19 protein-coding genes and 1 pseudogene are annotated in these 23187 nt (G+C 66.4%); 7 read left to right on the top strand and 13 right to left on the bottom strand.

The window, feature by feature from the left end; translation table 11 throughout:
* Positions 1-3: 3 nt before the first annotated feature.
* From ASE63_RS17575 to ASE63_RS26760, 6 genes are all read right to left on the bottom strand, one after another.
* Positions 4-1452 carry a right-handed parallel beta-helix repeat-containing protein gene (locus ASE63_RS17575; protein ID WP_056804055.1) on the bottom strand — a complete coding sequence of 483 codons (1449 nt, stop codon included), beginning with the start codon at positions 1450-1452 and terminating at the stop codon, positions 4-6.
* Positions 1449-2855 (bottom strand): O-antigen ligase family protein, encoded by a 1407-nt coding sequence (locus ASE63_RS17570; RefSeq protein WP_162261796.1) that lies wholly within the window; start codon positions 2853-2855, stop codon positions 1449-1451. Before ASE63_RS17570 ends, ASE63_RS17575 begins: the two co-directional genes overlap by 4 nt.
* A 216-nt stretch (positions 2856-3071) precedes the next feature.
* Positions 3072-4085 (bottom strand): ribosome small subunit-dependent GTPase A, encoded by a 1014-nt coding sequence (rsgA, locus tag ASE63_RS17565; RefSeq protein WP_056804050.1) that lies wholly within the window; start codon positions 4083-4085, stop codon positions 3072-3074.
* A 116-nt stretch (positions 4086-4201) separates the two neighbouring features.
* Entirely contained in the window at positions 4202-6832 is a 2631-nt protein-coding gene (locus tag ASE63_RS17560) for an AAA family ATPase (protein ID WP_056804047.1), read from the bottom strand.
* Positions 6829-7953 (bottom strand): DNA repair exonuclease, encoded by a 1125-nt coding sequence (locus ASE63_RS17555; protein ID WP_056804043.1) that lies wholly within the window; start codon positions 7951-7953, stop codon positions 6829-6831. Before ASE63_RS17555 ends, ASE63_RS17560 begins: the two co-directional genes overlap by 4 nt.
* A 196-nt stretch (positions 7954-8149) precedes the next feature.
* Positions 8150-8308, bottom strand: coding sequence for a biotin/lipoyl-containing protein (locus ASE63_RS26760; RefSeq protein ID WP_348271361.1), 159 nt, complete (start codon positions 8306-8308; stop codon positions 8150-8152).
* Positions 8309-8320: 12 nt separating this feature from the next.
* Here ASE63_RS26760 and ASE63_RS28480 point away from each other — a divergent pair.
* The 4 genes and pseudogenes from ASE63_RS28480 to ASE63_RS17535 all read left to right on the top strand — a co-directional run.
* Positions 8321-8600: pseudogene (locus tag ASE63_RS28480) on the top strand (transposase); the annotation flags it as partial.
* A 181-nt stretch (positions 8601-8781) separates the two neighbouring features.
* Positions 8782-9654: a hypothetical protein gene (locus tag ASE63_RS17545; protein ID WP_156410441.1), complete on the top strand. Its 873-nt coding sequence runs from the start codon at positions 8782-8784 to the stop codon at positions 9652-9654.
* Between the two features lie 191 nt (positions 9655-9845).
* Positions 9846-10508 carry a hemolysin III family protein gene (locus ASE63_RS17540; protein WP_056804038.1) on the top strand — a complete coding sequence of 221 codons (663 nt, stop codon included), beginning with the start codon at positions 9846-9848 and terminating at the stop codon, positions 10506-10508.
* Positions 10509-10572: 64 nt separating this feature from the next.
* Positions 10573-10839 carry a hypothetical protein gene (locus ASE63_RS17535; protein ID WP_056804036.1) on the top strand — a complete coding sequence of 89 codons (267 nt, stop codon included), beginning with the start codon at positions 10573-10575 and terminating at the stop codon, positions 10837-10839.
* Between the two features lie 587 nt (positions 10840-11426).
* Here ASE63_RS17535 and ASE63_RS17530 read toward each other — a convergent pair.
* The 5 genes from ASE63_RS17530 to ASE63_RS17515 form a co-directional block, all read right to left on the bottom strand.
* Positions 11427-11672 carry a hypothetical protein gene (locus ASE63_RS17530; RefSeq protein WP_156410440.1) on the bottom strand — a complete coding sequence of 82 codons (246 nt, stop codon included), beginning with the start codon at positions 11670-11672 and terminating at the stop codon, positions 11427-11429.
* Positions 11673-12011: 339 nt separating this feature from the next.
* On the bottom strand, positions 12012-12272 hold the full coding sequence (locus tag ASE63_RS27365) for a hypothetical protein (protein WP_156410439.1): 261 nt from the start codon (positions 12270-12272) through the stop codon (positions 12012-12014).
* A gap of 495 nt (positions 12273-12767) precedes the next feature.
* A complete protein-coding gene (locus ASE63_RS17525; protein WP_056804031.1) occupies positions 12768-15947 on the bottom strand; it encodes an efflux RND transporter permease subunit in 3180 nt (1059 codons plus the stop codon).
* A 131-nt stretch (positions 15948-16078) separates the two neighbouring features.
* Positions 16079-17278, bottom strand: coding sequence for an efflux RND transporter periplasmic adaptor subunit (locus ASE63_RS17520; protein ID WP_056804028.1), 1200 nt, complete (start codon positions 17276-17278; stop codon positions 16079-16081).
* A gap of 53 nt (positions 17279-17331) precedes the next feature.
* Entirely contained in the window at positions 17332-18168 is an 837-nt protein-coding gene (locus ASE63_RS17515) for an alpha/beta hydrolase fold domain-containing protein (protein ID WP_056804026.1), read from the bottom strand.
* 110 nt (positions 18169-18278) lie between these two features.
* Here ASE63_RS17515 and ASE63_RS17510 point away from each other — a divergent pair, with 110 nt between their 5' ends.
* On the top strand, positions 18279-19256 hold the full coding sequence (locus ASE63_RS17510) for a LysR family transcriptional regulator (protein ID WP_056804023.1): 978 nt from the start codon (positions 18279-18281) through the stop codon (positions 19254-19256).
* A 57-nt stretch (positions 19257-19313) separates the two neighbouring features.
* On the opposite strand, the gene ASE63_RS17505 is transcribed toward ASE63_RS17510, so the two are convergent.
* Both ASE63_RS17505 and ASE63_RS17500 read right to left on the bottom strand, forming a co-directional pair.
* Complete coding sequence (locus ASE63_RS17505) at positions 19314-19553, bottom strand: hypothetical protein (RefSeq protein WP_280137449.1); 240 nt, start codon at positions 19551-19553, stop codon at positions 19314-19316.
* Positions 19519-20820 (bottom strand): MFS transporter, encoded by a 1302-nt coding sequence (locus ASE63_RS17500; protein ID WP_056804019.1) that lies wholly within the window; start codon positions 20818-20820, stop codon positions 19519-19521. Before ASE63_RS17500 ends, ASE63_RS17505 begins: the two co-directional genes overlap by 35 nt.
* Before the next feature lie 391 nt (positions 20821-21211).
* On the opposite strand from ASE63_RS17500, the gene ASE63_RS17495 reads away from it, so the two are divergent.
* Positions 21212-22345, top strand: coding sequence for an MlaD family protein (locus ASE63_RS17495; protein ID WP_056804016.1), 1134 nt, complete (start codon positions 21212-21214; stop codon positions 22343-22345).
* Positions 22346-22896: 551 nt separating this feature from the next.
* Positions 22897-23160, top strand: a complete 264-nt coding sequence (locus ASE63_RS17485) for a PIN domain-containing protein (RefSeq protein WP_082610058.1) — start codon at positions 22897-22899, stop codon at positions 23158-23160.
* The last annotated feature ends 27 nt before the right edge of the window (positions 23161-23187 follow it).

Here is a 23187-nt window from a genome sequence, read left to right as displayed (position 1 = left end):
CGGTCAGGGCCCGCCCGGCTTCTCCGCGATCAGGGTGCCGTTGGCCTCCTGCCCCCGCCGCCGGAAGCCGGCGAAATCCGTCCGGAGCGTGTCCCAGGCGAAGACGGGGGCCTCGCGGCCGCGGTAGCGATAGGTGTTCTGGTCGAAGATGTTTCCGCCCTTGCTGATGATCGCGTAGTTCTCGGCCAAGGGGTTGCCCACCGAAACGCCGCCGGCGGCACCCTCTCCAAGGAAGGTGATATCGTTGCGGTGCACGTGGTTGCCGCGCGTCTTGTAGAAGCCGCCGCCGACCTTCCAGCGGTTCTGGTCGATCAGCATCACCCCCCGCCCGGGATTCCGGACGATCAGCGTATTGTCGTGGATGTCGGCATATTCGGAGGCCGCGATCTGGATCTCGCCACCCCAGAACCAGCCTGCCCCGCCCTGGTTGTTCTCGCGCAGCTGGTTGCCGCGGATGACCGTGCGCGACGACAGCTCGAAGAAGATGCCGGCACCACGGTTGAACTCGATCCGGTTGCCCTCGAACAGAACGTTGATACAGCGCTCGTCGCACCACAGCCCCGGCCCGACATTGTGGTGGACGTAGTTGTTGCGGATGAAGAGATCGGAGCTTTCGGTGATCTTCAGGCCACCGGCATCCCATTCCGTGGCAAAGCCGAAGATGTTGTTGTTCCAGATCTCGTTGGCCTCGATCACGATGTTGGTGCCGTCCGCGGTGACGCCGATCTGCCCGTTATGGTGGATATTGCAGTCCGCGACGACCCCGTCATGACCGACCGAGACGCCGGCGCCGCTGTTCAGCCGCAGCTCGGAGTGCTCGATCCGCCAGCCCCGCCCGTCGCCGCGGATCGCGCCCTCCTGCGCCGGGTTGAAGTATTTCTCGACGACAAGGCCGCGGATCAGCACCGCATCGGTCGCGCCGATGAAAGCGTGCGTCGCGGTGGAGACCTCGACGAGCCTGCCCTGCGGTGCATCCGCGAGCACGATGTCGCGGCTGGCCTGATCATGGAAGAAGCTGCCCGGACGCAGGCCGGAACGGCTCGCGACCCGGCGCAGCGGCTCGCCATCAAGGAAGACGCCGACGGGCAGCTCGCAGCCTTCATGGCCCGGCTCGCAGACTCCGCGCAGCTCGCCCGTGGGCGCCTGCCCCGCAGCGACCCAGCCTCCGGCGACCTGCCTGAATTCGGTGAGGACCCGTGCCCCGTTGAGAATGGCGCCGGACTCGCCGAAGAAGCGCTGACCGGTCTTCGGCCGGACGACCTGCATGCGGTGGATACCGGCCGCAATGCAGAATCCGGCGCCCGGCGGCGCGCGCGCCGCGGCTTCCGCGAGCGACTGCCCCGGCGGGATGCGGGCCGCATCGGCCGGGCAGGCGCTCCCGGCATCGGGAGCGGCCTCGAGCGGAATGGCCCCGAGCAGCAGCAGCACGACCGTCGCCGCGAGCGCCTTCACCGGCCTGTCTGCGCAGACGACCCCCGCAGGCGCTGCAGCGGCAGCGCTGCCACCGGTCTGGTGAGCAGGATATCGCGGCCGGTATCGTAGATCAGCGTCAGGCCGATCCCCACCCCGATGATGCACCAGAACCAGATGCCCAGCATCGGCCCCTCCAGCGCCACGTCGAAGGACGCGTTGATCAGCATCGCAAGGCCGTAGCAGCCTATCCAGATGAACAGCTTGACCCAGTCCGCATCGCCATTGGCGCGCGCGGCCAAGCCCCGCGACGCCAACATCAGGAACCATGTCGCGCAGACCAGCACCCAGAGAGCCAGGCCCGGCACGCCGGCCCGCGCGAGAATGTGGAGATGGGCGTTGTGCGGGGCCCTGACCGGCGCGACTCCCGGTTCCTGTCCGAGTGTAAAGCCGTCAGACTCGGCCAGGTTCACGCCGAACCCCTTGCCGGTCCAGAAATAGGGACCGCGCAGCGTATAGTCCTGGATCGTCTGCCACCAGCGCAGGCGCCAGGTCTTGGTGCCATCGAGATTCGCCGCCTCGCTGTGCCCGACCAGGCTCTCGACATTGTTCACGAGCTGGGCCGGCCCGATCACCCGCCCGCCCTCGGTTTCGATCTGGAGGCCGAGCACCATCACGACTGCGAGCACCGCGCCGCCGCCGAAGAGGATCGGCACGATGCGATGCAGCCTGCCACCGAGCACCGCCGCCACGCAGAGCGGCACGGCGAAGGCGAGCATCGCTCCGCGGCTGACGGAGATCATCAGGAACCCGACCAGTATCATCACGAGCCAAAGCAAGGGCACGCGCCTGAGCCCGAGCAGCACGAAGACGGCGGCGCCGCCGAGATGGACCGCCGCCTCGCCCATGCGCACATAGACCACCGGCACGCCCGAGAAGGGCCAGGACAGCAGATGCGAGAGCGAATTCGTCGCATAGGCCAGCATCGCACCGCTGAAACCGTAGATCAGGGCAAAGCGGCTGTAGTGCTGCAGCAGCCAGCCGAGGCGCCGCGGCTTCTGCACCAGCAGCGCGGCGATGATGAAGGCATACAGGCCATAGACCGCCAGGACGCTGTCGCGCAGCGCATCGACGCCATAGAGCCCGATATTTGGCAGCGTCCGCAGCAGGACCCAGCCGATCAGCGCCACGATGGCGAGGCTCGGCAGCGTCATCAGCACGGCTAGCCAGCAACCGCTCAGCAGCAGCGCGGCGAGGCCGAACAGCAGGGCAATTTCGCTGACGAAGATCGGGGGGACGCCGATATAGGCGAAGCCCTTGCCGAAGAACGCATAACCGAAGAGCAGGACGAAGAGGCACAGCAGGACGCGATCGCCAAAGTCGCGCTCCTCCCCCGCTCGCCACGCGGGCTTCGCCATCGGAGTCGTGACGATGGACAACGGCATCCCGGGCTCCTCGCGCGTCCAGCCGGCGGCGCGCCCGGCGGGCCGGACCGGCGACGGCCATCCCTCGCGCCTACGCGGTTCCTGCAGCTCGCCCATAGAACGCGCAGCGGACGGCAGCGTCGAGCACTGCGCTGGAGGTACTCCCGATGCGCCATCGGCCTTAGGGGCGCGCAAGCCTATTGAGCGGGGCCCCGCGCCGCCCACCCCGTCCGGCTGCTATCGCCGCCTTCCCTTCGGCCCCCGCGCCTCGGGCGTCTTCGCCTTGTTTTCGAGGTCGAGCTTGCGCCAGCGCGCCAGCCGCTCCGGCGTGATGAGCCCTTCCCTGACGCCTTCCTGGACGGCGCAGCCCGGCTCGTGTTCATGGGTGCAGTCGCGGAAGCGGCAGAGCGGCGCGCGCTCGGCGATCTCAGCAAACAGCGTCTCGAGGCCGGCGGCGGCATCGCTGACATGCAGCGTCCGCATCCCCGGCGTGTCGATCACCCAGCCGCCGCCGGCGATGGCGTGCAGCGAGCGCGAGGTCGTGGTGTGGCGGCCCTTGTCGTCGCGGGCGCGGATGCCGCCGGTCGCCTGCAACTCGCCCTCGTCCGCGCCGGCAAGCGCGTTCACCAGCGTCGACTTGCCGACGCCCGACGACCCGACCAGCGCGACGGTACGCCCCTCCCCGCACCAGGGCTCGAGCACCACCGCTGCTCCGGCCTCCCGCGGGTTGACGATCGCGACCGCAAGCCCGCGCTGCAGCGCGGCGGCTTGGGCGCGATAGCTCTCCACATCGGCGGCGAGATCAGCCTTCGTCAACAGGATCACCGGTTCGGCCCCGCTCTCATTGGCCAACGCCAGATAGCGTTCCAGCCGGGCCACATTGAAATCGTCGTTGCAGGAGGTGACGATGAACAGCGTGTCGATATTGGCGCCGGCGAGCTGCGGCGACTTCGCCCCCTCGATGCGGCGCGCCAGCACGCTGCGGCGCTCCAGGAGCCGCCGCAGCAGATGCGTGCCCGGCTCGACCAGAACCCAGTCGCCGACGGTGTAGTCGCCGGTATTGGTATGGACCGGCAGTTCAAGTCGGATCGGCCCGGCCTCGCCGACCGCGCTCATCCGGGCGCGATGCACGGTAGCGATGCGGACAGGCACCAGCCCCGCCGCGTCCGGCCCGCATTGCGTGGCGAAGAAATCAGACCAGCCCAGCTCCGCGAGCGAAAGCGGGCGGGCCTCGGGCGCGTGACCGGTCATCGTCGGGGCTCGGGCTGAAGCATGGGGGTCATTCCGCTCTTTGAGCGGGGCTTGGCCGCGCTGGCAAGCGCTCCTTGCGTGAAACCGCTGCTACGCCGGATTAGCAAGAGCCTGCCTCACCCCTCGGGACTCCACGGCACCATCTGGAGGCTGTTGCCGCCAAGCTCGGCGAAGGCGCGCTGGCGGCAGGAGAAGACGATGATCTGCTGGTTGCTCGCCTGCCGGTGCAGCGCGTCGAACATACGCTCGATCCGGTCGTCGTCGGAATAGACCAGCGCATCGTCGAGGATCACCGGTGCCGGCTGGCCGTCCTTCGCCAGCAGCCGCGCGAAGGCGAGCCGCGTCAGAACGGCGAGCTGCTCGCGCATGCCGCCGCTCAGCACGCCGACCGGCTCCTCCAGCCCATTGCGGCTGACGGTGCGCGGCAGCAGCGTCTCCTCGTCGAAGGTCACGGTCGCGTCCTCGAAGAGCAGGCCGAGCAGCGGCCGAAGCTCCCGCATCACCGGCGCGAAATAATGCTCCCGCGCCTCGGTCCGGGCGGTGTCGAGGGCGCCGCGCAAGCGCGTCAGCAGCGCGACCTCGCGTTCCAGCGTGGCAAGCCGCGCTCCGGCCGTCGCCAGCTTGTCCCGCGCCTCCTGCCAAGCTTCCGCGACCGCCGCATCGGCCTGCCCGCGGATGCGCCCGTTCAGCTCGGCCGCCTCCTCGCGCAGCTTGCCGATCTCGGCCGTCGCGCCGTCGGCGACCGAGCGCATCCGTCGATATTTCGCCTCGGCGCCCGCGACATCCGCAGCGCCCGCGCGCAAGCTCTCGACCTGCGCCTGCGCCGCCGCCCAAATCCGCTCGGCGTCGGCGAGCGCGGAAGCGAGCTCCGCCTCCCGCGCCGCGCGCCCCTCTTCCGCACCGAGCATGGCGGCTAGGCCGGTGAGCTCGGAAGCGACGCTCGCCAGCGCCCGCTCGGCCTCGACGACCGTCGCACTGGCCTGGTCGCGCGCGGCCTGCGCCCCGCGCTGCTCCATGCGCGAGGCGGTGACGCGCGCCTCGGCCGCGACCAGCGCGCCGCGCATCGCCTCGGGGTCCTCACTCGCCTCGGCCGCGCCGGCGCTCTGGGCTTCGAGCCGCGCGATCTTCTCCTGCAAGGCCGGCAACCCGTCCGGCGCGAGCAGGCCGAGGCGCTGCTTCGCCAGTTCCAACCGGCCGGACAGGTCGCGGATCGCGCTTTCGCGAGCGCGCGCCTCGGCCAGGCCGGAGACGCCGAGCCCTTCCAACAGGGTCAGGCGCCGCGCCTCAGCCCGGCCGAGATCGTCCTGCCCATCCGCGCCCTGCGGCAGCGTCAGCCCGAGCCGGCCGACCCCCTCGATCTCCAGCACGGCATTCCGCGTCAGCGCCCGCTCCTCGCCATCGGCCAGCGCGACACCGTCGAGCGCAATGGCCGCGCTCACGCCCTCGCGATAGTCGATCCGCAGCAGCGGCGCGTGGGCGGCGACAACGGCCCGGAGCCCGACCAGCTCCGTTTCCACCGCCTCGAGCTGCTTCACCGCCGCAGCCGGCAGTGCCAACGCCTTCAGCTCGGCCTGGATGGTCTCGACCTCGGCACGGCCGGCTTCCGCCTTGGCGTAGGCCTGCCGGGTCACGGCAAGCGCCTCGGCCGCGTCGCGGGCGCGCAAGGCTCGTTCGAGCCGCGTCAGCAGGTCGCGCGCCTCGCGCTCGGCTGCCTCGGCCGCATCGACCGCGAGAGCCGCCGCCTGTCCGGCCTCGCCCGCCGCGCGCTGGCGCTCCAGCGCCTCGTCACGCTTCCGGCGGCCCTCGGCCTCAAGCTCGCGCAGCACGGCGAAGCGGGCGGCGTTCCGACGCTGGCCGTCGAGCGCCTGCGCAGCGGCATCGCGGCCGTTGCGCGCCAGCGCCGCCTCGACCTCCGCCGTCCGCAGCGCCTCGCCATGGGCCTTCGCGGCGGCGAAGGCGGCTTCCGCCTGAGCGACCTCGCGCTGGCGCGTCGCCTGCTGCTCCGGGCTCTCCAGCTCCGCCAGCCGCACCCGAAGCGCCCGGCGCCGGTCCAGCGCCTCGCGTAGCTCGCGCACCTCGCCTGCGAGCTTGCGCTCGGCCTCGAGCAGCCGGTCGCGCTCCTCGATGGCCTGCGCATAAGGGCCGCCGGCCTTGGGTCGCCCCGTCGCCGTCACCAGCCGCGACAACTCCTCCTCGCAGGCCGCGACCGCCTGCGCCATGCGGCGCCCGCCGGTCAGCGACTCGACCTCGCCCTGCACGGAGGTCAGCACCGTTTCGCGCGCGCGCTTTTCACCCTCCTCGTCGCTCTTCGCCCGCCGGTCGATCCCGGTGATCCCCTGCCGGACCCAGAGCAGTCCGGCCGGGCCGCTCGTGCCGCCCTGGACCAGCCCCGCGATGAAGCGCTCCGCCTCGTCGGCCTGGGCCACGAGCCGGCCAGTCGCGAGCTCGCGCACCGTCGCGCGCCGGCCGCCATAATACTGCTTGGTCAGCCGGAAGGCGCCCTCGCCGGTGCGGATATCCGCCTCGACCAGCGGATTGCCGCCGCTATAGGGCCGCAGGCCCTGCACGGCGCCGGGCGTCCCGGTATGTGGCTGGAAGAACAGCGCGTGCAGCGCGTCGAAGCAGGTGGACTTGCCGAATTCATTGACGGCGCAGAGCACGTTGACGCCGTCGCCGATGCCCTCGACGGCAATGCCGCGCCCGGCAAAACGACGGACATTGTGGAGACGTAGCGCCGTCAGCTTCATGACGGCATCGCCTCGCAATAGCTGAACAGCCTGACGAGCGCGTCCCGCGCCGCCTCCCGCTCATTGCTCGGGCGCGCTTCGTCCTGGCTCTCGGCCAAGAGCCTGTCGGCAGCCTGGCGCAGCGCCCCGGCGCGGTCGATGGCGTCGAGATCGGCGCTCTCGCAATCGGTCGCCAGCGCCTCCGCATCGAGGACGAGATGCGCGAATTCGGGCGCGACCGCCGCGACGGCGGCATCGAGCGCGGCGCGCGCCTGCGGGCGCTGGCGCCCCGACGCGACGACCCGCAGCAGCACCTGCCGGCGGACGCTTCCGGAAGGCAGCCGCTCGGCCAGAGCCGTCGCCGCGTCCTCGCCCGAGAGCAGCTCCAGCGGCAGCATGCGCCAGTCGAAGCTGCCGGTCTCGACGGGCGTGACCTCGGGCATGGCGCCGGGGCCGGCGAGCGCGACGAGAAGCGCCCGGCCCGGCCCCTCATGCTTGAAGCGGTCCTGCTCAGGCGCGCCGCTGTACCAGCAGCGCGGTTCGATCCGCATCTGGCCATGCCAGTCGCCGAGCGCGAGATAGTCGAGCCCGGCCCGGCTCGCCCGGTCGGGCGCGATGATGTCGAGGCCGCCGCCATCCTCGGAAAAGCTCTGGATCGCGCCATGGGCGAGCCCGATGCGCAGGGCCCCGTCCGCGGTGGCGGCACGGTCCATCCACTCCGTCAGGTCGCGGCCGGGACGGCGCGTGGTGCAGGGCGCCGGCAGAATCGCGACGCCGGGCTCGATCTCGATCGGCCCGGGCTCGGTCGCAAGCAGGACATTCGCCGGAAGCGCGGCGCGCGTCGCGGCCCAGAGCTCGTCGGCCAGCAGCGAATCATGATTGCCCGGCAGCAGGATCCAGCGCAGCGGCGCGTGCCCTGCCATGGCGGCGAGCGCCTGCCGCAGCATCGCCGGGCTCGGCGTCTCGGTGTCGAAGCAATCGCCGGCGAGCAGGATCGTCCCGGCGCCGCCCGCCCGTGCCTGCAGCGCCAGCCGGTCGAGCACGGTGTGGCGCGCATCGCGCAGCCGGCCGCGCAGCTCCTCCGGCATCGTGCCGAAGCGCTTGCCGATATGCAGGTCCGAGCTGTGGATGAAACGGAACATCAGGCCTCGCGAAGCTGCGGACCAAAATCCGCCTGCCCTACATCGGCACGAAACCGCGATTTGTCGAGACACTGGCGTTTCGGACCGCGTGCGGCCGATACCAGAGGGAGCGCGCGCCCTTTTGAGAAGGAAGATTGCGGGCACGGCGAACAGCCGTGCCCGGCGGCCCGAAGACAAGCTCACAGGGTCGTGTCTTTCAGGGTCGCGTAGAGACGGATTTTGCTGCTGAAGAGGTCGTGATCGGGCCACCATCTTCGAGCCGGATCAGTTGGTCCCCGTCATTGACTTGCTGTCCATCACCAACGCAAACCTCGGCGACAACGCCGTCTCGTGGCGCACGCAGCACATGCTCCATCTTCATGGCTTCGGCGCCGCCATGCTGGTCGATGCCCTGCCGCCCGCCAAGGCCATGCTCGCCGACAGGGGCTATGACGCCGACTTGTTCAGAGCCGCGCTCGCCGCACGCGGCATAGCCCGTGCATTCCCTTGAAGATCAATCGCAATATCGCCAGCGCCATCGCATCGAGAACATGTTCGCTCGACTCAAGGACTGGCGCCGCATCCACACACGATACGATCGATGCGCTCACACCTTCATGTCAGCCATCGCATTCGCCGCGGCATTCATCTTCCGGCTCAAACGATGAGTCCTGAGCCTAGCACCCTCGCGAACCTGGAACATGTCGTTCTCGGTGCGGTTTAGCCGACACGCGCAATCGCGCATCGCCGATGGGGGTTACCATGGACAGTATCATCTACCTCGTTGGGCTGGTGGTGGTCATTCTGGCCATCCTGTCTTTTCTCGGCTTGCGGTGAGGAGATTAAGTCATGTCGCTCGGCTCAACTGACGTCGTTGTCGTCACTCCTCCCGAGGCCCAGCATTCAGCCGGATCTTATTTGGAATGGAGCCCAATCCTCGGGGGCGCAGTGCTTTCAGCCGCCATCTCGACGACCATGGTGGCTTTTGGTTCGGCAATTGGTTTGTCGCTGGTCTCGGCTGAACCCTCGCGGTCCAGCAGCGCCGTGGTCCTCGCTATTGCCGGTGCGCTCTGGGCTCTCTGGGTCACGGTATCGGCGTGTGGCGCCGGCGGCTACCTTGCCGGGCGCATGAGGAAACCCCTCGCCGACAGCAGTTCAAGCGAACGCGGTGTTCGGGATGGCGCGCATGGGCTTGTCGTATGGGCCGTCGGCGCGCTTATCGTGGCGTTCATGACGTCCTCCTCCTTGATGGGTGCTGCCAAGACGGCTGCGACGGGAGCAGCCGCCGTCGCGGGTGGGGCGAGTACCTTGATCAGCCAGCAGGCAGATCCACTCGCGTCAGCCGTTGACAGCGTCATGCGGTCGACCGGTACCGAGCCGATCAGCCAGGCAGAGCGCGACGAGGCGTCTCGGATACTCGTTCGCAGCTTGGCGAACGGCACCTTGGATCCGGCTGATCGTGATTACGTCGTTTCCCGAATGGCCACGCGCATGAATATTCCGAAGGAAGAGGCCGAGAAACGCATCGACGACGCTTTCTCACGTCTTAATCAGGCGAAGGAAACTGCTAAGCAGGCGGCCGAAAAGGCGCGCAAGACCGGCATCATTGTCGCCTTCATGACGGCGGCAGTGCTGCTCGTCGGAGCTGCCGCGGCCTATCTTGCGGCAATGCTGGGAGGCCGGCATCGCGACGAAGAAATCGACATTCTGATGCCTCGCTAAACCAGTCCTTTTTTGGGATACTTTGGAGCCCGTCGCGGGAGCGGCGGGCTCCACCATTTCATGACGTATTCTGAGAGATATGGTGCCGCCAGACTGAGGTCGTAAGATCAAAGAGTCGCCCGACTCTGTGCTGTGAAAATCGTCGAATTGGCATCGGTCGGGTGTCGCGTTGGCCGGTCCGCGAGGAACAAATGAACCCTCCCTCTTCAGGTCGCTTCGTTTTCAATCGTGCGGAGCTGTGGGCCGACGGATTGGTGCACGTCCTTGGTGTCGCGCTGGGGATAGCCGCTGTGACGGGGCTTATCGCCAAGGTCGCGGCACACGGCTCATCATCAGATCTCATTCCTGTTGCGATCTATGGGCTCGCGCTGCTTGCCGTTCTCGTCGTCTCGGCAGTTTACAACATGTGGCCGGTATCGCCGATGAAGTGGATGATCCGGCGTTTCGACCACTCGGCCATCTACATTCTGATCGCAGGGACCTACACGCCGTTCTTGATGAAGCTGGGCGAAAGCGTCCTCGCGCAATTCCTGCTTGTCGTTATTTGGGCTGCATCGGCAGTCGGGGTTCTGCTCAAAGTTGTTCTCCCCGTTCGGTTCGATCGCCTTTCGATTGCGCTGTATCTGCTTATCGGCTGGAGCGGAATCGTGCTTTGGGACAGCATCGTTGACCTGCCGGGCATCGCATTGGAGCTCATGCTGGCGGGTGGCCTGCTTTATACGGTGGGCGTGGGCTTCCACGTCTGGCACCGACTACTTTTCCAAAATGCCATATGGCACGCGTTCGTCCTCGCGGCGTCAGGCTGTTTCTACGGCGCAGTGTATCAGCAGTACGCCGTCGGCTTTGCCATGTGACGCGGGCTCAAGGGCTCGCGAGAGCAGGCCGACGAAGCGTCGATCTTCATGAAGGAGGCCTTTGATGGCTGACTATCCAAACGTCGTCCGATCGCCACTGAGCCAGGAATACAGCGAGGAAGAGATTTCGGTGCGCGTCGAAATCTACAAGGTCGAAGGCACCGAGGGATGGACGCTGGAGGTCATGGACCAGGATGGCGGCTCCACAGTCTGGCAGGACGTCTTCACCACGGATTCCGCGGCGATGGCCGAATTCACAGAAGGCGTGCAGGCGCTCGGCCTAGCCCAGCTCATCGACCCCGATGAGGACGACGGGTCAACCGTCCACTGATACGTGTGATACGTGCTCGCCCATAAGTGAACCCGGCCGACGACGCCGGACGGCTACTTCTCGGTAGGCGGCAGGCTTAGGAGGTTCGACCAATCGGCGATCCCGGACTGTCAGCACCAGGAAATCGTCGGCGAGTTGATTCACGCCCGGAGGGCGGTGACGGAAGCCGAAGCACGGCCGAGGTCACTTCGGACCGCGCGCTCGTGTCGATGCTGCATAGGTAGCGCTCGGCGAGCGAGGCTCGTTTGGTGGTATGCCCAATCCTGATTTCAATCGTTACCTCTCGAGCCGTGAGCCCAGCACGGAACCTCGATTCCGCATCCGAGTTGGCTACGCAACGGAGGATTAAATGGTGCGTTTGCTGGCGATCTGTGGGGTGCTCTGTGTATCGGGAGCGACATCCGTACTAGCTGCGTCCATAGGGCCCCTGCCAACCGCCTGGGCAGCCTCTGGACTCGCCGTTACGATCCTCGCCATCACCGGAATAATCGTTGTTGAATCGGAGAGGGGCTGAGCGCTCGTCGGTCATCTGTGCCGTCGTGCCGCCATTCGGTTCCGCCCGTGCGGGCGCCGCTGCTCGATCCAGCCTATTTCTTCTCGAACTTTTTCAGGCGATCAAACATTGCCGTGATCGGATTGTGCCGCCGCTCCAATCTGTGCCGGTTCAAATCATCGCCCGCAACCTCCCCGCCCTGCCCCGCATCCCATTTCTCTGCGGCATCGCGCAACTCGACCAACTCCGCCTCATCGCGTGCGTCACCCGCTTGGGCGAGCGCCTCGATCCGAAGCGTCACCCTCCCGTAATCCTCCCGGCTTTTGATCTTCGCCGCCATGAACATGCTCCAAATCGCCACGGACCTACTTGCTGACCGACGACGCTGTTCTGAGAGATCTCGGCCTTGCCCACGGCGCGACCTGGGCTTGCTTCATAGCGCCCGGATTTGCTTTTCGAGCTCGTGGCGACGCGGATCATGCGATGGCGCATAATCAGCAGCGTCTGTCTGTTTTACGCGACAGTCAAAAGGCCCGGCTAGCCAAAGCAGGCTGAAGCCGTCAGCAGTTCGGCGTCAATTCAAGTGCCAAATCGTACTTCTCGGCGGATATCATTGGGTTCGAAGCTATTGCGAGAGCGTCCGAAAGCTCGTGCCAGCGGTGCTTTCTATTGCCGTCGACTACGCAGCCGCATCCTGCGCCGGCCGCAGCCGACCGACCACCGCGAGATGGCGGTCCCCGACATTCGTCACCGCAACGATTATCTCGACGCCGTCGTCACAAAGTAGCGTCAGGCGATCGCAAAAATTTGCTGGATCGACCTGCGACGTATCGCACAACAAGTAACCAGAGCGCGTATCATCGTATGCGCCACCGAATTGATACTCGACAGAAATCGTTCTCGCATAGCGAAGAACGAGACGTCCTTTTCCACTGATCATCATTCGTCTCCGCCGGGCGGCGTCTATCGCGCCGCAGCGGTCATTTCCATAAGAGTTATGGAGCCAACTGCGTAACGATGTTCAACAATTCCCTCCGGCGTGTCGATATCTTTTGATAGGCCGACATCAATTTCAAAACCCGAAGGATCCGTCCCGCCCCGGTCAAGGACTCGTTGCGCGATGGAGTTGGTTTATGTGTGCCGGTCACGCGCTGCCCTCCGGCCCGAGCGCCACGCATCTTGAGCTGCGCGGAGAGCCCGCGATGTGGGTTCGCCGGCAGGGTCCTCACAGCGAGAGTGCGCAACCCAACGTTGAAAAACCTGTTTCGACCTGGAGGCCCACGGGTTGGACACCGATGGCTAGATGCACAATCATCACGGACGCCGGAAAGGCCTGTCGCCTCCTTCGTGACGCCTCGACGGCCCCTGAATCGGCGGGCCGTCGCGTCACGATGCAGGGCAGATTGCGCGGCCGCGCTTTCCTGAGCTCAGAGGTTCACTCCGCCGCCTGCAGCACCGGGGCCTCGACATCGTGCCGGGCGAGCGGGCGGTTGCCCGCCAGCTTGCGCATCAGCACGTAGAACACCGGCGTCAGGAAGATGCCGAAAGCGGTGACGCCGATCATGCCGGAGAAGACCGCGATGCCCATGGCCTGGCGCATCTCGGCGCCCGCCCCGGTCGAGATCACCAGCGGCACCACGCCCATGACGAAGGCGAGCGAAGTCATCAGGATCGGCCTCAGCCTCAGGCGGCTGGCCTCGATCGCGGCCTCCACCGGCGTTCGCCCCTCGAACTCGAGCTCGCGCGCGAATTCGACGATCAGGATCGCGTTCTTCGCCGATAGCCCGACCAAGACCACGAGGCCGATCTGGGTGAAGACGTTGTTGTCCCCGCCCGTGAGCCAGACGCCGGCGAGCGCCGCGAGCAGCCCCATCGGAATGATCAGCAGGATCGCGATCGGCAGGGTCAGGCTCTCGTACTGGGCCGCCAGCACCAGGAAGACGAGCAGGATCGCCACCGGGAAGACGATCATCGCCGAATTGCCGGCCAGGATCTCCTGATAGGTCAGCTCGGTCCATTCGAAGACGAAGCCGCGCGGCAGCGTCTCGGCTGCGATCCGTTCCACCGCCTGCTGCGCCTGGCCGGACGAGAAGCCCGGAGCCGCGCCGGCATTGATATCGGAGGAGAGGAAGCCGTTATAGCGCATCGCCCGCTCCGGACCGGCATCGGCGCGCACGTTGAGCACCGCGCTGAGCGGGATCATCTCGCCGGTGTTCGAGCGCACCCTGAGCTGGCCGATATGTTCGGGCAGCGCGCGATAGGGCGCGTCGGCCTGGACGCGCACGGTGTAGGTGCGGCCGAAGCGATTGAAGTCGTTGACATAGGTCGAGCCGAGATAAGTCTGCAGCGTGTCGAACACCTCCGTCACCGGCACACCAAGCTGGCGGGCCTTGGTGCGGTCGATATCGGCATAGAGCTGCGGCACGTTGACCTGGAAGCTCGAGAACATGCCGGCGATCTCCGGCGCCGTGCTGGCCTTGGCCATGAACGCCTTGGTCGCCTCGTCCAGCGCCTTGTAGCCGAGGCCGGCGCGATCCTCGATCTGCAGCTTGAAGCCGCCGATCGTGCCGAGCCCCTGGACGGGCGGCGGCGGGAACATCGCGATGAAGGCCTCCTGGATGCCGGCGAACTGCTTGTTCAGATCGGCAGCGATCGCGTTGCCGCTGAGCGCCGGGTCCTTGCGCTGGTCGAAGGGCTTCAGCCCGACGAAGACGATGCCGGCATTGGACGAGTTGGTGAAGCCGTTGATCGAGAGCCCCGGGAAGGAGATCGCGTTCTCGACGCCCGGATGCTTTAGCGCGATCTCGTCCATGCGGCGGATGACATCCTCCGTCCGGTCGAGCGTGGCGGCGTCCGGCAGCTGCGCGAAGCCGACGAGGTACTGCTTGTCCTGACCCGGCACGAAGCCCGACGGCACCGCCTTGAACAGCACGCCGGTGAAGCCCAGCAGCACGACATAGAGCGCCATCATCACGGCCTTGCGCGAGATTACCCGGCGCACGCCGCCGCCATAGGCCTCCGAGGACCGGTTGAAGAAGCGGTTGAAGCCGCGGAAGAACCAGCCAAACAGCTTGTCCATGACGCGCGTCAGCCGGTCCTTCGGGGCGTGATGCCCCTTGAGCAGCAGCGCGGCCAAGGCCGGCGACAGCGTCAGCGAGTTGATCGCCGAGATCACCGTCGAGATCGCGATGGTGAGCGCGAACTGACGGTAGAACTGCCCCGTGAGGCCGGAGATGAAGGCGAGCGGCACGAACACCGCGACCAGCACCAGCGCGATCGCGATGATCGGGCCGGAGACCTCGCGCATCGCCTTGTAGGTGGCGTCGCGCGGGCTGAGACCGTTCTCGATATTGCGCTCGACGTTCTCGACCACGACGATCGCGTCGTCGACGACGATGCCGATGGCGAGCACCAGCCCGAACAGGCTGAGTGCATTGATCGAGAAGCCCAGCAGGTACATCACCGCGAAGGTGCCGACGACCGAGACCGGCACGGCGACGAGCGGGATGATCGAGGCCCGCCAGGTCTGCAGGAAGACGATGACGACGAGCACCACCAGCGCCACGGCCTCGAGCAGCGTCGTGATCACCGCCTTGATCGAGGCGCGGACGAACTGGGTGGTGTCGTAGACGATCGCATAGTCCACGCCCTCGGGCATGTTCTGCTTGATCTCGCGCATCGTCTCCTGGACGCGGTCGGCGATCGCGATGGCGTTCGAGCCCGGTGCCTGGAACACAGGCACGGCGACCGCCTGCTTGCCGTTCAGCAGCGAGCGCAGCGAATATTCGGCCGCGCCGAGCTCGATGCGGGAGATGTCCTTCAGCCTGACGACGGCGCCGTCGGCGCCGGTCTTGACGATGATCTCGCCGAATTCCTCCTCGCTCTGGAGGCGGCCCTGTGCATTGACCGAGAGCTGCAGATCGAGCCCCGCCGCATTGGGCGAGGCGCCGATCACGCCGGCCGCGGCCTGCACGTTCTGGGCGCGGATCTCGCGCACCACATCGCCGGGCGAGAGCCCGTGCTCGGCGACCTTCTGCGGATCGAGCCAGACACGCAGCGAATAGTCGCCCGAGCCGAAGAGCTGCACCTGCCCGACGCCGTCGATCCGCGCCAGCCGGTCCTTGACGTTCAGCACCGCGTAGTTGCGCAGATAGGTCATGTCGTAGCGGCCGTTCGGCGAGGTGATGTGCACCACCATCGTCAGGTCCGGCGAGCTCTTGATCGTGGTGACGCCGAGGCGGCGCACCTCCTCCGGCAGACGCGGCTCGGCCTGCGCGACGCGGTTCTGCACCAGCTGCTGCGCCTGGTCCGGGCTGGTGCCGAGCCGGAAGGTGACGTTCAGCGTCATCACGCCGTCCGTCGTCGCCTGGCTCGACATGTAGAGCATGCCTTCGACGCCGTTGATCTGCTCCTCGATCGGCGTCGCCACCGTCTCGGCGATGACGCGCGGCGAGGCGCCGGGATATTGCGCACGCACGACGATCGTCGGCGGCACGACCTCCGGATACTCGGAGATCGGCAGGGCCCTGATCGACAGCAGCCCCGCGAGGAAGATGAGAACGGAGAGGACCGCCGCGAAGATCGGCCGGTCGATGAAGAATTTCGAGAGGTTCATGGGTCGCCCCCCTTTGGAGCGGCGTTTGGTTGTTTTGTGAGGAAAGCGTCATGCTCGGGCCTGACCCGAGCATCTCTTCGACGAGTTTCTCGGGCCTGCGCTTCGCTTCGCCCGAGAATGACGGGAGCGCGTCAGCGCTGGGCGAGTTCGGTGGGCTTCGCCCTGATCTCGCTCTTCTGCGCCATCGGCACGGTCTCGGGCGCGACCGTCGCACCCGGGCGGATGCGCTGCAGGCCATTGACGACGATGCGCTCGCCCGCCTTCAGGCCGCCGGTGACAACGCGCAGTCCCTGGTGCGCCGCGCCGAGCGTAACCTCGCGCCAGACGGCCTTGCCGTCCTCGCCTACGACGAAGACGAACTTCTTGTTCTGGTCGGTGCCGACGGCGCGCTCGTTGATGACGAGCTGCGCCTCCGCCCTCGCCTGTCCAAGCTGGACGCGCACGAACTGGCCGGGCATCAGCCTGCCGCCGGGATTGTCGAGCAGGGCACGCACGCGCACCGTGCCGCTGGCGCCGTCGATGCCGTTATCGACGAAATGCAGCCGGCCCTCGACGCTGGCGGAACCGCCGGCCGCGGTCGTCAGCCTGACCGGAATCTGCTCGAGCGCGCGCGGCCCCTCCGGCAGCGAGGCCAGAGCGTCGATCACGCTCTTCTCGTCGGCATTGAAGGCGGCGTAGATCGGGTCGATCGAGAGCAGCGTCGTCAGCACCTGCCCGCCGGCGGCGATCAGGTTGCCTGTGGTGACGTCGAGCCGGCCGATGCGCCCGGCGATAGGCGCGCGGATCTGGGTGTAGTCGAGGTTGAGTTGCGCCGTGCGGCGCGCAGCCTCCGCCGAACGCAGATTGGCCTGCGCCTCCCGCAGGCCGTTAATGCGGGTGTCGAGGTCGCGCTGCGACAGGTTGCGGCTGGCGATGAGCTGCTGGCCGCGCTCATGCTCGGTGGTGGCCAGAGCGACGCGCGCCTCGGCAGCCAGCACCTGCGCCTCGACCCGCTCCAGCTCGGCGAGATAGGTCGCCTGGTCGATGCTGACGAGCAGGTCGCCCTGCTTGACCAGATTGCCCTCGCGGAAATGCACGGCCTCGACGACGCCGGCGACGCGCGAGCGCAGCTCGACGCGCTCGATCGCCTCGAGCCGGCCGGAGAACTCGGCCCAGGGCACGATCTCGCGCGACTCGACCGTGGCGACGGAGACGGGGATGGCAGCCGGCGCGGCCGGCGCGGTGTCGCCCTGCGCGCTGGTTCCGGACAGGCCGATGGTGACGAGGGCGCCGAGCGCGACCGAGGCTGCGAGCCCGGCCAGCAGGCCATGACGGGTCGTTCCCTGAATCATGGGTGAAATCCTTCTGAAAGTTCGAAATGAAATGTCGGGAAAGACCGGTGGCGCTAGGGCGGCGCGGTCTGCGCGTAGAAGGCGGCAATTGCGCCGCGCGTGTCGCAGAGGCAGGAGCCTTCCCTCGCCGCTTCCGAATAGGCCTGCGGCCAGCGGGTTGGAGCGGCGAGTTCGACATGGCGGACGGCGACCCCGGCCTTGCCGAGGCGGGACGCATATTGCGCCGCCTCGTCGCGCATCGGGTCGTCCTGCCCGCTGATCAGCAAGGCCGGCGGCAGGCCGGCGAGCCGTGCGGCCTGGAGCGGAACCGCGTAGGGATGGGCGGCGCGCTCAGGGCTGCCGAGATAGTCCGCCCAGCCATCGGCCCAGCGGCAGCCGACCGGCCCGGCCTGTGCCTCGCGCAGCGAGGCGGTGCCGAGGCAGGCGTCGAGCATCGGCGAGAGCAGTATCTGGCCGGCCAGCAGCGGCCCGCCGCGATCGCGCGCCATCATCGCCAGAGCCGCAGCGAGATTGCCTCCGGCCTCTTCGCCCGCGACGTAGAGCGGCGCCTTGCGGGCGGTCCAGCGCGAGCGCCCCCTGTAAAGCGCCTCGAGCGCGTCATAGATGTTGTCGAGCGACTGCGGGAACCCTTGTTCCGGCGCGAGCGGATAGGCAAGCGAGAACACCACAGCGCCCGCTTCTGTCAGCGCCGTGGCAACGGCCTGCCCTTCCGCCGTGGATCCGCTGTTGAAGTGCCCGCCATGCAGATGCAGCACCAGCCCGGCGCTGTCCGGCACTTCGGCGGGAACGTAGAGGCGGCCCGCAAAGCTCTCTCCGCGCAGCGTCAGGCTCTCGTCCCGCCAGAAGACGGAGAGAACCGGCCGGAGTTTCTGCAGGGCGATGGCGGGCATGGCTACCCCTCGATGTTGCGTTGCGACATGGAGATAGGCAATGGCAATTCCGGAATAAATAGGTTATCCGCTCATTCATTATTCACAAACAGAAACAATCACGAGGCGAGATGGACCAGCTTTCCGCGATGCGCGCCTTCGTCAGAGTCGTCGAGACGGGGACCTTTAGCCGTGCCGCCGATCTGCTGGACATGCCGAAGCCGACGGTGACCAAGCTGATCCAGCAGCTCGAGGCGCATCTGCGTGCCCGGCTCCTGAACCGCACGACGCGCCGCGTCACGGTGACACTGGACGGCGCCGCCTATTATGAACGCGCGCTGCGCCTGCTCTCCGACCTCGATGAGCTCGACGGCAGCCTGACCTCGGCGCAGGCGCGCCCGAGCGGCCGCCTGCGGGTCGACTGCAGCTCCTCCCTGGCGATCACCGTGATCATTCCGGCCCTGCACGAGTTCCACGAGCGCTATCCCGACATCCAGCTCGATCTCGGGCTCAGCGACCGGCCGGCCGATCTCGTCGCGGAGAACCTGGACTGTGCGGTTCGGGCCGGCGAAATCGCCGACCAGAGCCTGATCGCGCGGCGCATCGGCGAGATGCAGATCATCACCTGTGCCGCGCCGGACTATCTCGCACGCCACGGCACGCCCCGCCATCCGCGTGAGATCGAGGACGGCCACCGGATCGTCGCCTACCGGCCGGCGCTGGGAGGGCGGGTGCTGCCGATGATCTACCAGAACCATACCGAGACGATCGAGATCGCCGGCAGTTACATCATCTCGCTGAGCGACGGCATGGGCTATCTGGCAGCCGGGCTGGCGGGCCACGGCATCCTGCAGCTACCGACCTTCATGGCCCGGCAGGCGATCGCCGATGGCAGGCTCGTGCCGATCCTTCTGGACTGGTGCGCGGGTCCAAAGCCGCTCCACATCGTCTATCCGCCGAACCGGCATCTCTCCAACAAGGTGCGCGTCTTCGTCGACTGGCTGGCTGAGCTGTTCGCCAAGGGCGGCCTCGACTTGACGCGCGCCACGCCCGAAGGGGCGTGCGCGATGACGCCGGTGCCGGGAGCGGCCGAAGCCAATGCCGCATGACAACGGCCCCAGTAGACAGGCTGCCGGGCCCCCCGCCCGCCGGGGCCCGGCAGCCGGCTATTCCGGGTGGCCTGAGGGAATATAGCTCGCGAGCTGTCCCATCTCCTCGGCGTCGCCCATCATCACCGCCACGTGCTGGTGGAGAGCGCTCGGCTCGACATCCAAGATAGGCTGACGACCGTCAGTCGCGATGCCACCGGCTTGCTCGACGATCATGGCGAGCGGGTTGCCCTCGTACATCAGGCGAAGCCATGAGCGCTGCCTATTCGCTCGTCGTCGCCAAAGCGGCGCGGTCATTCATCGACGGCCGATAATCTCGCGTCTCTGGCATCGCAACGAGGTAGATGACAAAGCCGGCGGCGGCGATCGCGGCCAGCGTCAGGAAGGCGGCCGAATAGCTGGCTTGGACGATGATGATGCCAGCGAGCGAGGCCGAGATCGAGGCGCCCAGGCCTTGGCATGTCGCGACCGCACCCTGGGTGACGTTGAAGCGCCCGGTGCCTCGGGTCAGATCGGCGACCACAATCGGAAACAGCGCCCCGAAAATGCCAGCACCGACGCCGTCGAGCATCTGCACTGCGACCAGCCAGAACGGATTGTCTGAAAGCACATACAGCGCGCCGCGCCCGGCCAGGACGCCGAAGGCGATCAGAAAGAGCGGCCTGCGGCCCCAGGCATCGACTTTCGCGCCAACCAACAGTGCCATCGGCACCATCACGCATTGTGCGGCGACGATGCACACCGCGACCAGCGAGGTTGCCTGCTCCTTTCCGACGACTCGGGTCAGCAGTTGGCCTACCGAGGTGAGCATCGCCGCATTGGCGAGATGGAATATGGCGCACAAGCACGCGAACAGCATCAGATGGCGGTTCTGCATCAGCGCCTTCAATCCGGAAGGCTTGTCATGATCGGCCGCATCGTCGAGCCCACGGGCGAGGTCGTCGTCGATCTCTTTCCCCGGCACCATCAGCATGGCGCCGATGCTGAATACGGCGAGCACCGCCATGAGCCAGAACACGACGACCGGTCCGAAGAAGTAGGCCGTGGCACCTGCAATGGCGGCCGAGGCGGCGTTGCCGAGGTGGTTGAACGCTTCGTTGCGGCCGATGCGCTTCGCGAACATCTTCGGTCCGACAAGACCGAGCGTGATCGCGGCCAGTACCGGGGGAAAAATAGCTCCGGCGATCGCGGCAGCCGACTGCGTACCGACCACGAGATAGAAATCGCTGATGAAAGGCAGCACCACGCAGGAGGCTGTCACGGCAAGCGCGGCCGCGATCAAGATGGCGGGCTTGTGACGGCCTCGGTCGATGAGCGCCCCAGCCGGGGTCTGCGCGAGGAGCCCTGCGATGCCGGCGATGGTCATGACCAGTCCGATCGTCGCCTCGTTCCACCCCTGCTCGGGGCCGCGCACGGCAATGAGGTAGATCGCAAGATAGGGTCCAAGGCCGTCGCGCACATCCGCCAGGAAGAAATTCAGAGCATCGAGCCCAAGAAGCGCCCGTCGGCTTGGTGAGCGTTGTCCTGATTTTGCTGCAATGGCTCTTTGGCTTCCCGATCGCATTGAGCGCTCTTCTCGATCAGAACGGAGGCTGCACGCGACAGCCAAGGGGATGCCCCATGCCACCGAAAGGTCTGGCGGGATTGATCTTCGCGCCGGGTCGGCCAAGAGCTCAATCGCTAGCCCCGCCTCAACATGGCGATCGCGCAATGGTTCCGATCAGCGCCACTTCCGGACGGTCGCGCGTTGCCGGACAGCGGACATCCTTGCCTTAGGCCGAGCTGTCAACTGCAGTGGTTTCGTTTAGCGCGAACACATGGACCGGCTCGACGACTACCTGAAGGGAACACTGGGAGGAACGGACCGGGTGGTCATCCCTCCCACCGTCCGGCTCTCGCGCAACGGGAGGACGACAGCCGGGGCCGATCAGCTCTTCTTGTGCTAGATATCAGGAATGGAATCGAGAGCTAAGCATGCACTGATTGGGTTATTCACGCTGGCAGCTCTCGCGGCGCTGCTCGGGTTCGCTTACTGGTTCAGCAGTGGCGGCAGCAGCACGGTCAATGTCCGGCTCATTTTCAACGACAAGGTGTCAGGTCTCGGCCGCGGCGCCAGCGTGCTCTTCAATGGTTTGCGCGTCGGCGAGGTGACGCAGATCGAAATGAACCCTGCCAATCCCCGCCAGATCCTTGCAGTCATCAAGGTCGACCGCTCGACGCCGTTACGCACCGATACAACCGCCCGCCTTGAAGGACAGGGATTGGCCGGAGTTGTTGTCGTTCAACTCCGCGGCGGCGACAATCAAGCAGCTGCCTTGACCCCACAGGCCGGCTCATCCTTGCCGACAATTATTGCCGAAGCGTCTCAAGACATCTTCGAAACCGTTCGCACCTTCACGAAGAATGCTGATGACGCGCTTGGCGGCATCGAAACGGCGCTCAAGCAGAATGCAGGCTCGATCGACGAAACGGTCAAAAACCTGGAACGGTTTTCGGGCTCGCTGAGCGACTATTCCAGCAGCGTCGACAAGCTGATGCAAAGCATCGGCACAGGCGCCGAATTTATCGCCCCCCTGACCGCCAAACTGGGTGTTTTCAGCCAGCAGCTTACCGAGACTATCCGCTCGGTCGACGAACAATATGTCATCGGCATCGTGGACAGCACCGAGAAATTCACTGCGACGTTGGGCGCTAAAAGCGGGGACGTTCGGAACGCAGTGAAGGACGTCGCCTCAATGAGCGAGAAGCTCAACAGGGCGGCCGAACAGGTGGAGGACGTACTGAAGGGCGCGCAAGCCTTTCTCAACACAGCTGCCGGCCAAGACGGCCGCAGTGCCTTCGACGATGTTGCCGATGTTGCAAAATCCATCCGCGTACTGGCAGACAATCTCGATAAGAGCACGCAAGGCATAACCGCGGAAATCAGCCGCTTCACGCGAAATGGCCTGCGCAGCATCCAAACCTTCACGACTGACGGCCAGCGCATTCTCAACGGCGTCGGACGCTCATTGCGGCAGGTGGAACGCAACCCTCAAGGGCTGATATTCGGCACCAAGCCCGCGCTCCCTCAATCCGATGTCCCACGCTAGCGCACGAGCACTGCAGGCGGAGCGCGGGACGTTAGGGGCATGTTGGGCGCAGAGCCGAACCTGGCCGAACTGGAGGCCTATGGGGTTTGCGCGATGGTGCTGCAGACTTCCGGGGCCAAGGGTGGGCGTCTGTCCGCAGACCGTAAGAAACCTGCGCCGGAGACGTGCAGCCCGGCCGTGAAGTGATTGAGAGCCAACCGCTTACATCGGGTTGGTCGGAAAGGCCGCCAAGGTGACGCGCCTTCGTCAGGCACCGCCGACTAATTCCGAGGGGGCGCCCTCCCCAGATCGTTCTCGCTCTGCGGGATACTCCGCGGATCAGGCTTGCCTGCCTGATCCTCGCGAAGCGATTTCGCCCCATCCATTGTCATGCCAAGGAACATCGCGACAGCCACCACCACCATGATAACGGCTATGATGGCTCCCGCCTTAGCGGCCCCTCGCGGAGCCTTTTCGTTCTCGGACATGATGGTTTCCATTGGCGCCACACTGATCAGCACAAACTTGGCGCCCGTCTTATCGTTCCCCCTTACAGCTTTGATACCGATTGATTGTTTTCAGAGCTGCGCTACGGGTGCGCCAAAGCAGGCTCCCTTCACTTCTTGGACGAGTTGAGGCCATCCCTGCCGCATTGCCGGTTCTTCCGTTGCATATTCGGCGGCCTCCGGGCCGAGCTCGAGGCCGCCGGGCGAACGATGGGGCACAACGACCTCTGGATCGCTGCTCATGCCTATACTCTGGGGCTGACGGTCGTGACTGCCGACAAGGCCTTCGAGCGCGTCCGCGGCCTTGTCGTGGAGAATTGGCTGACCTGACCCCATCGAGCTCGTAAACCCCAGAAG

The sequence above is a fragment of the Allobosea sp. Root381 genome (assembly GCF_001429395.1).
Lineage (GTDB): Bacteria > Pseudomonadota > Alphaproteobacteria > Rhizobiales > Beijerinckiaceae > Allobosea.
This window is presented reverse-complemented; position numbering and strand designations above follow the sequence as displayed.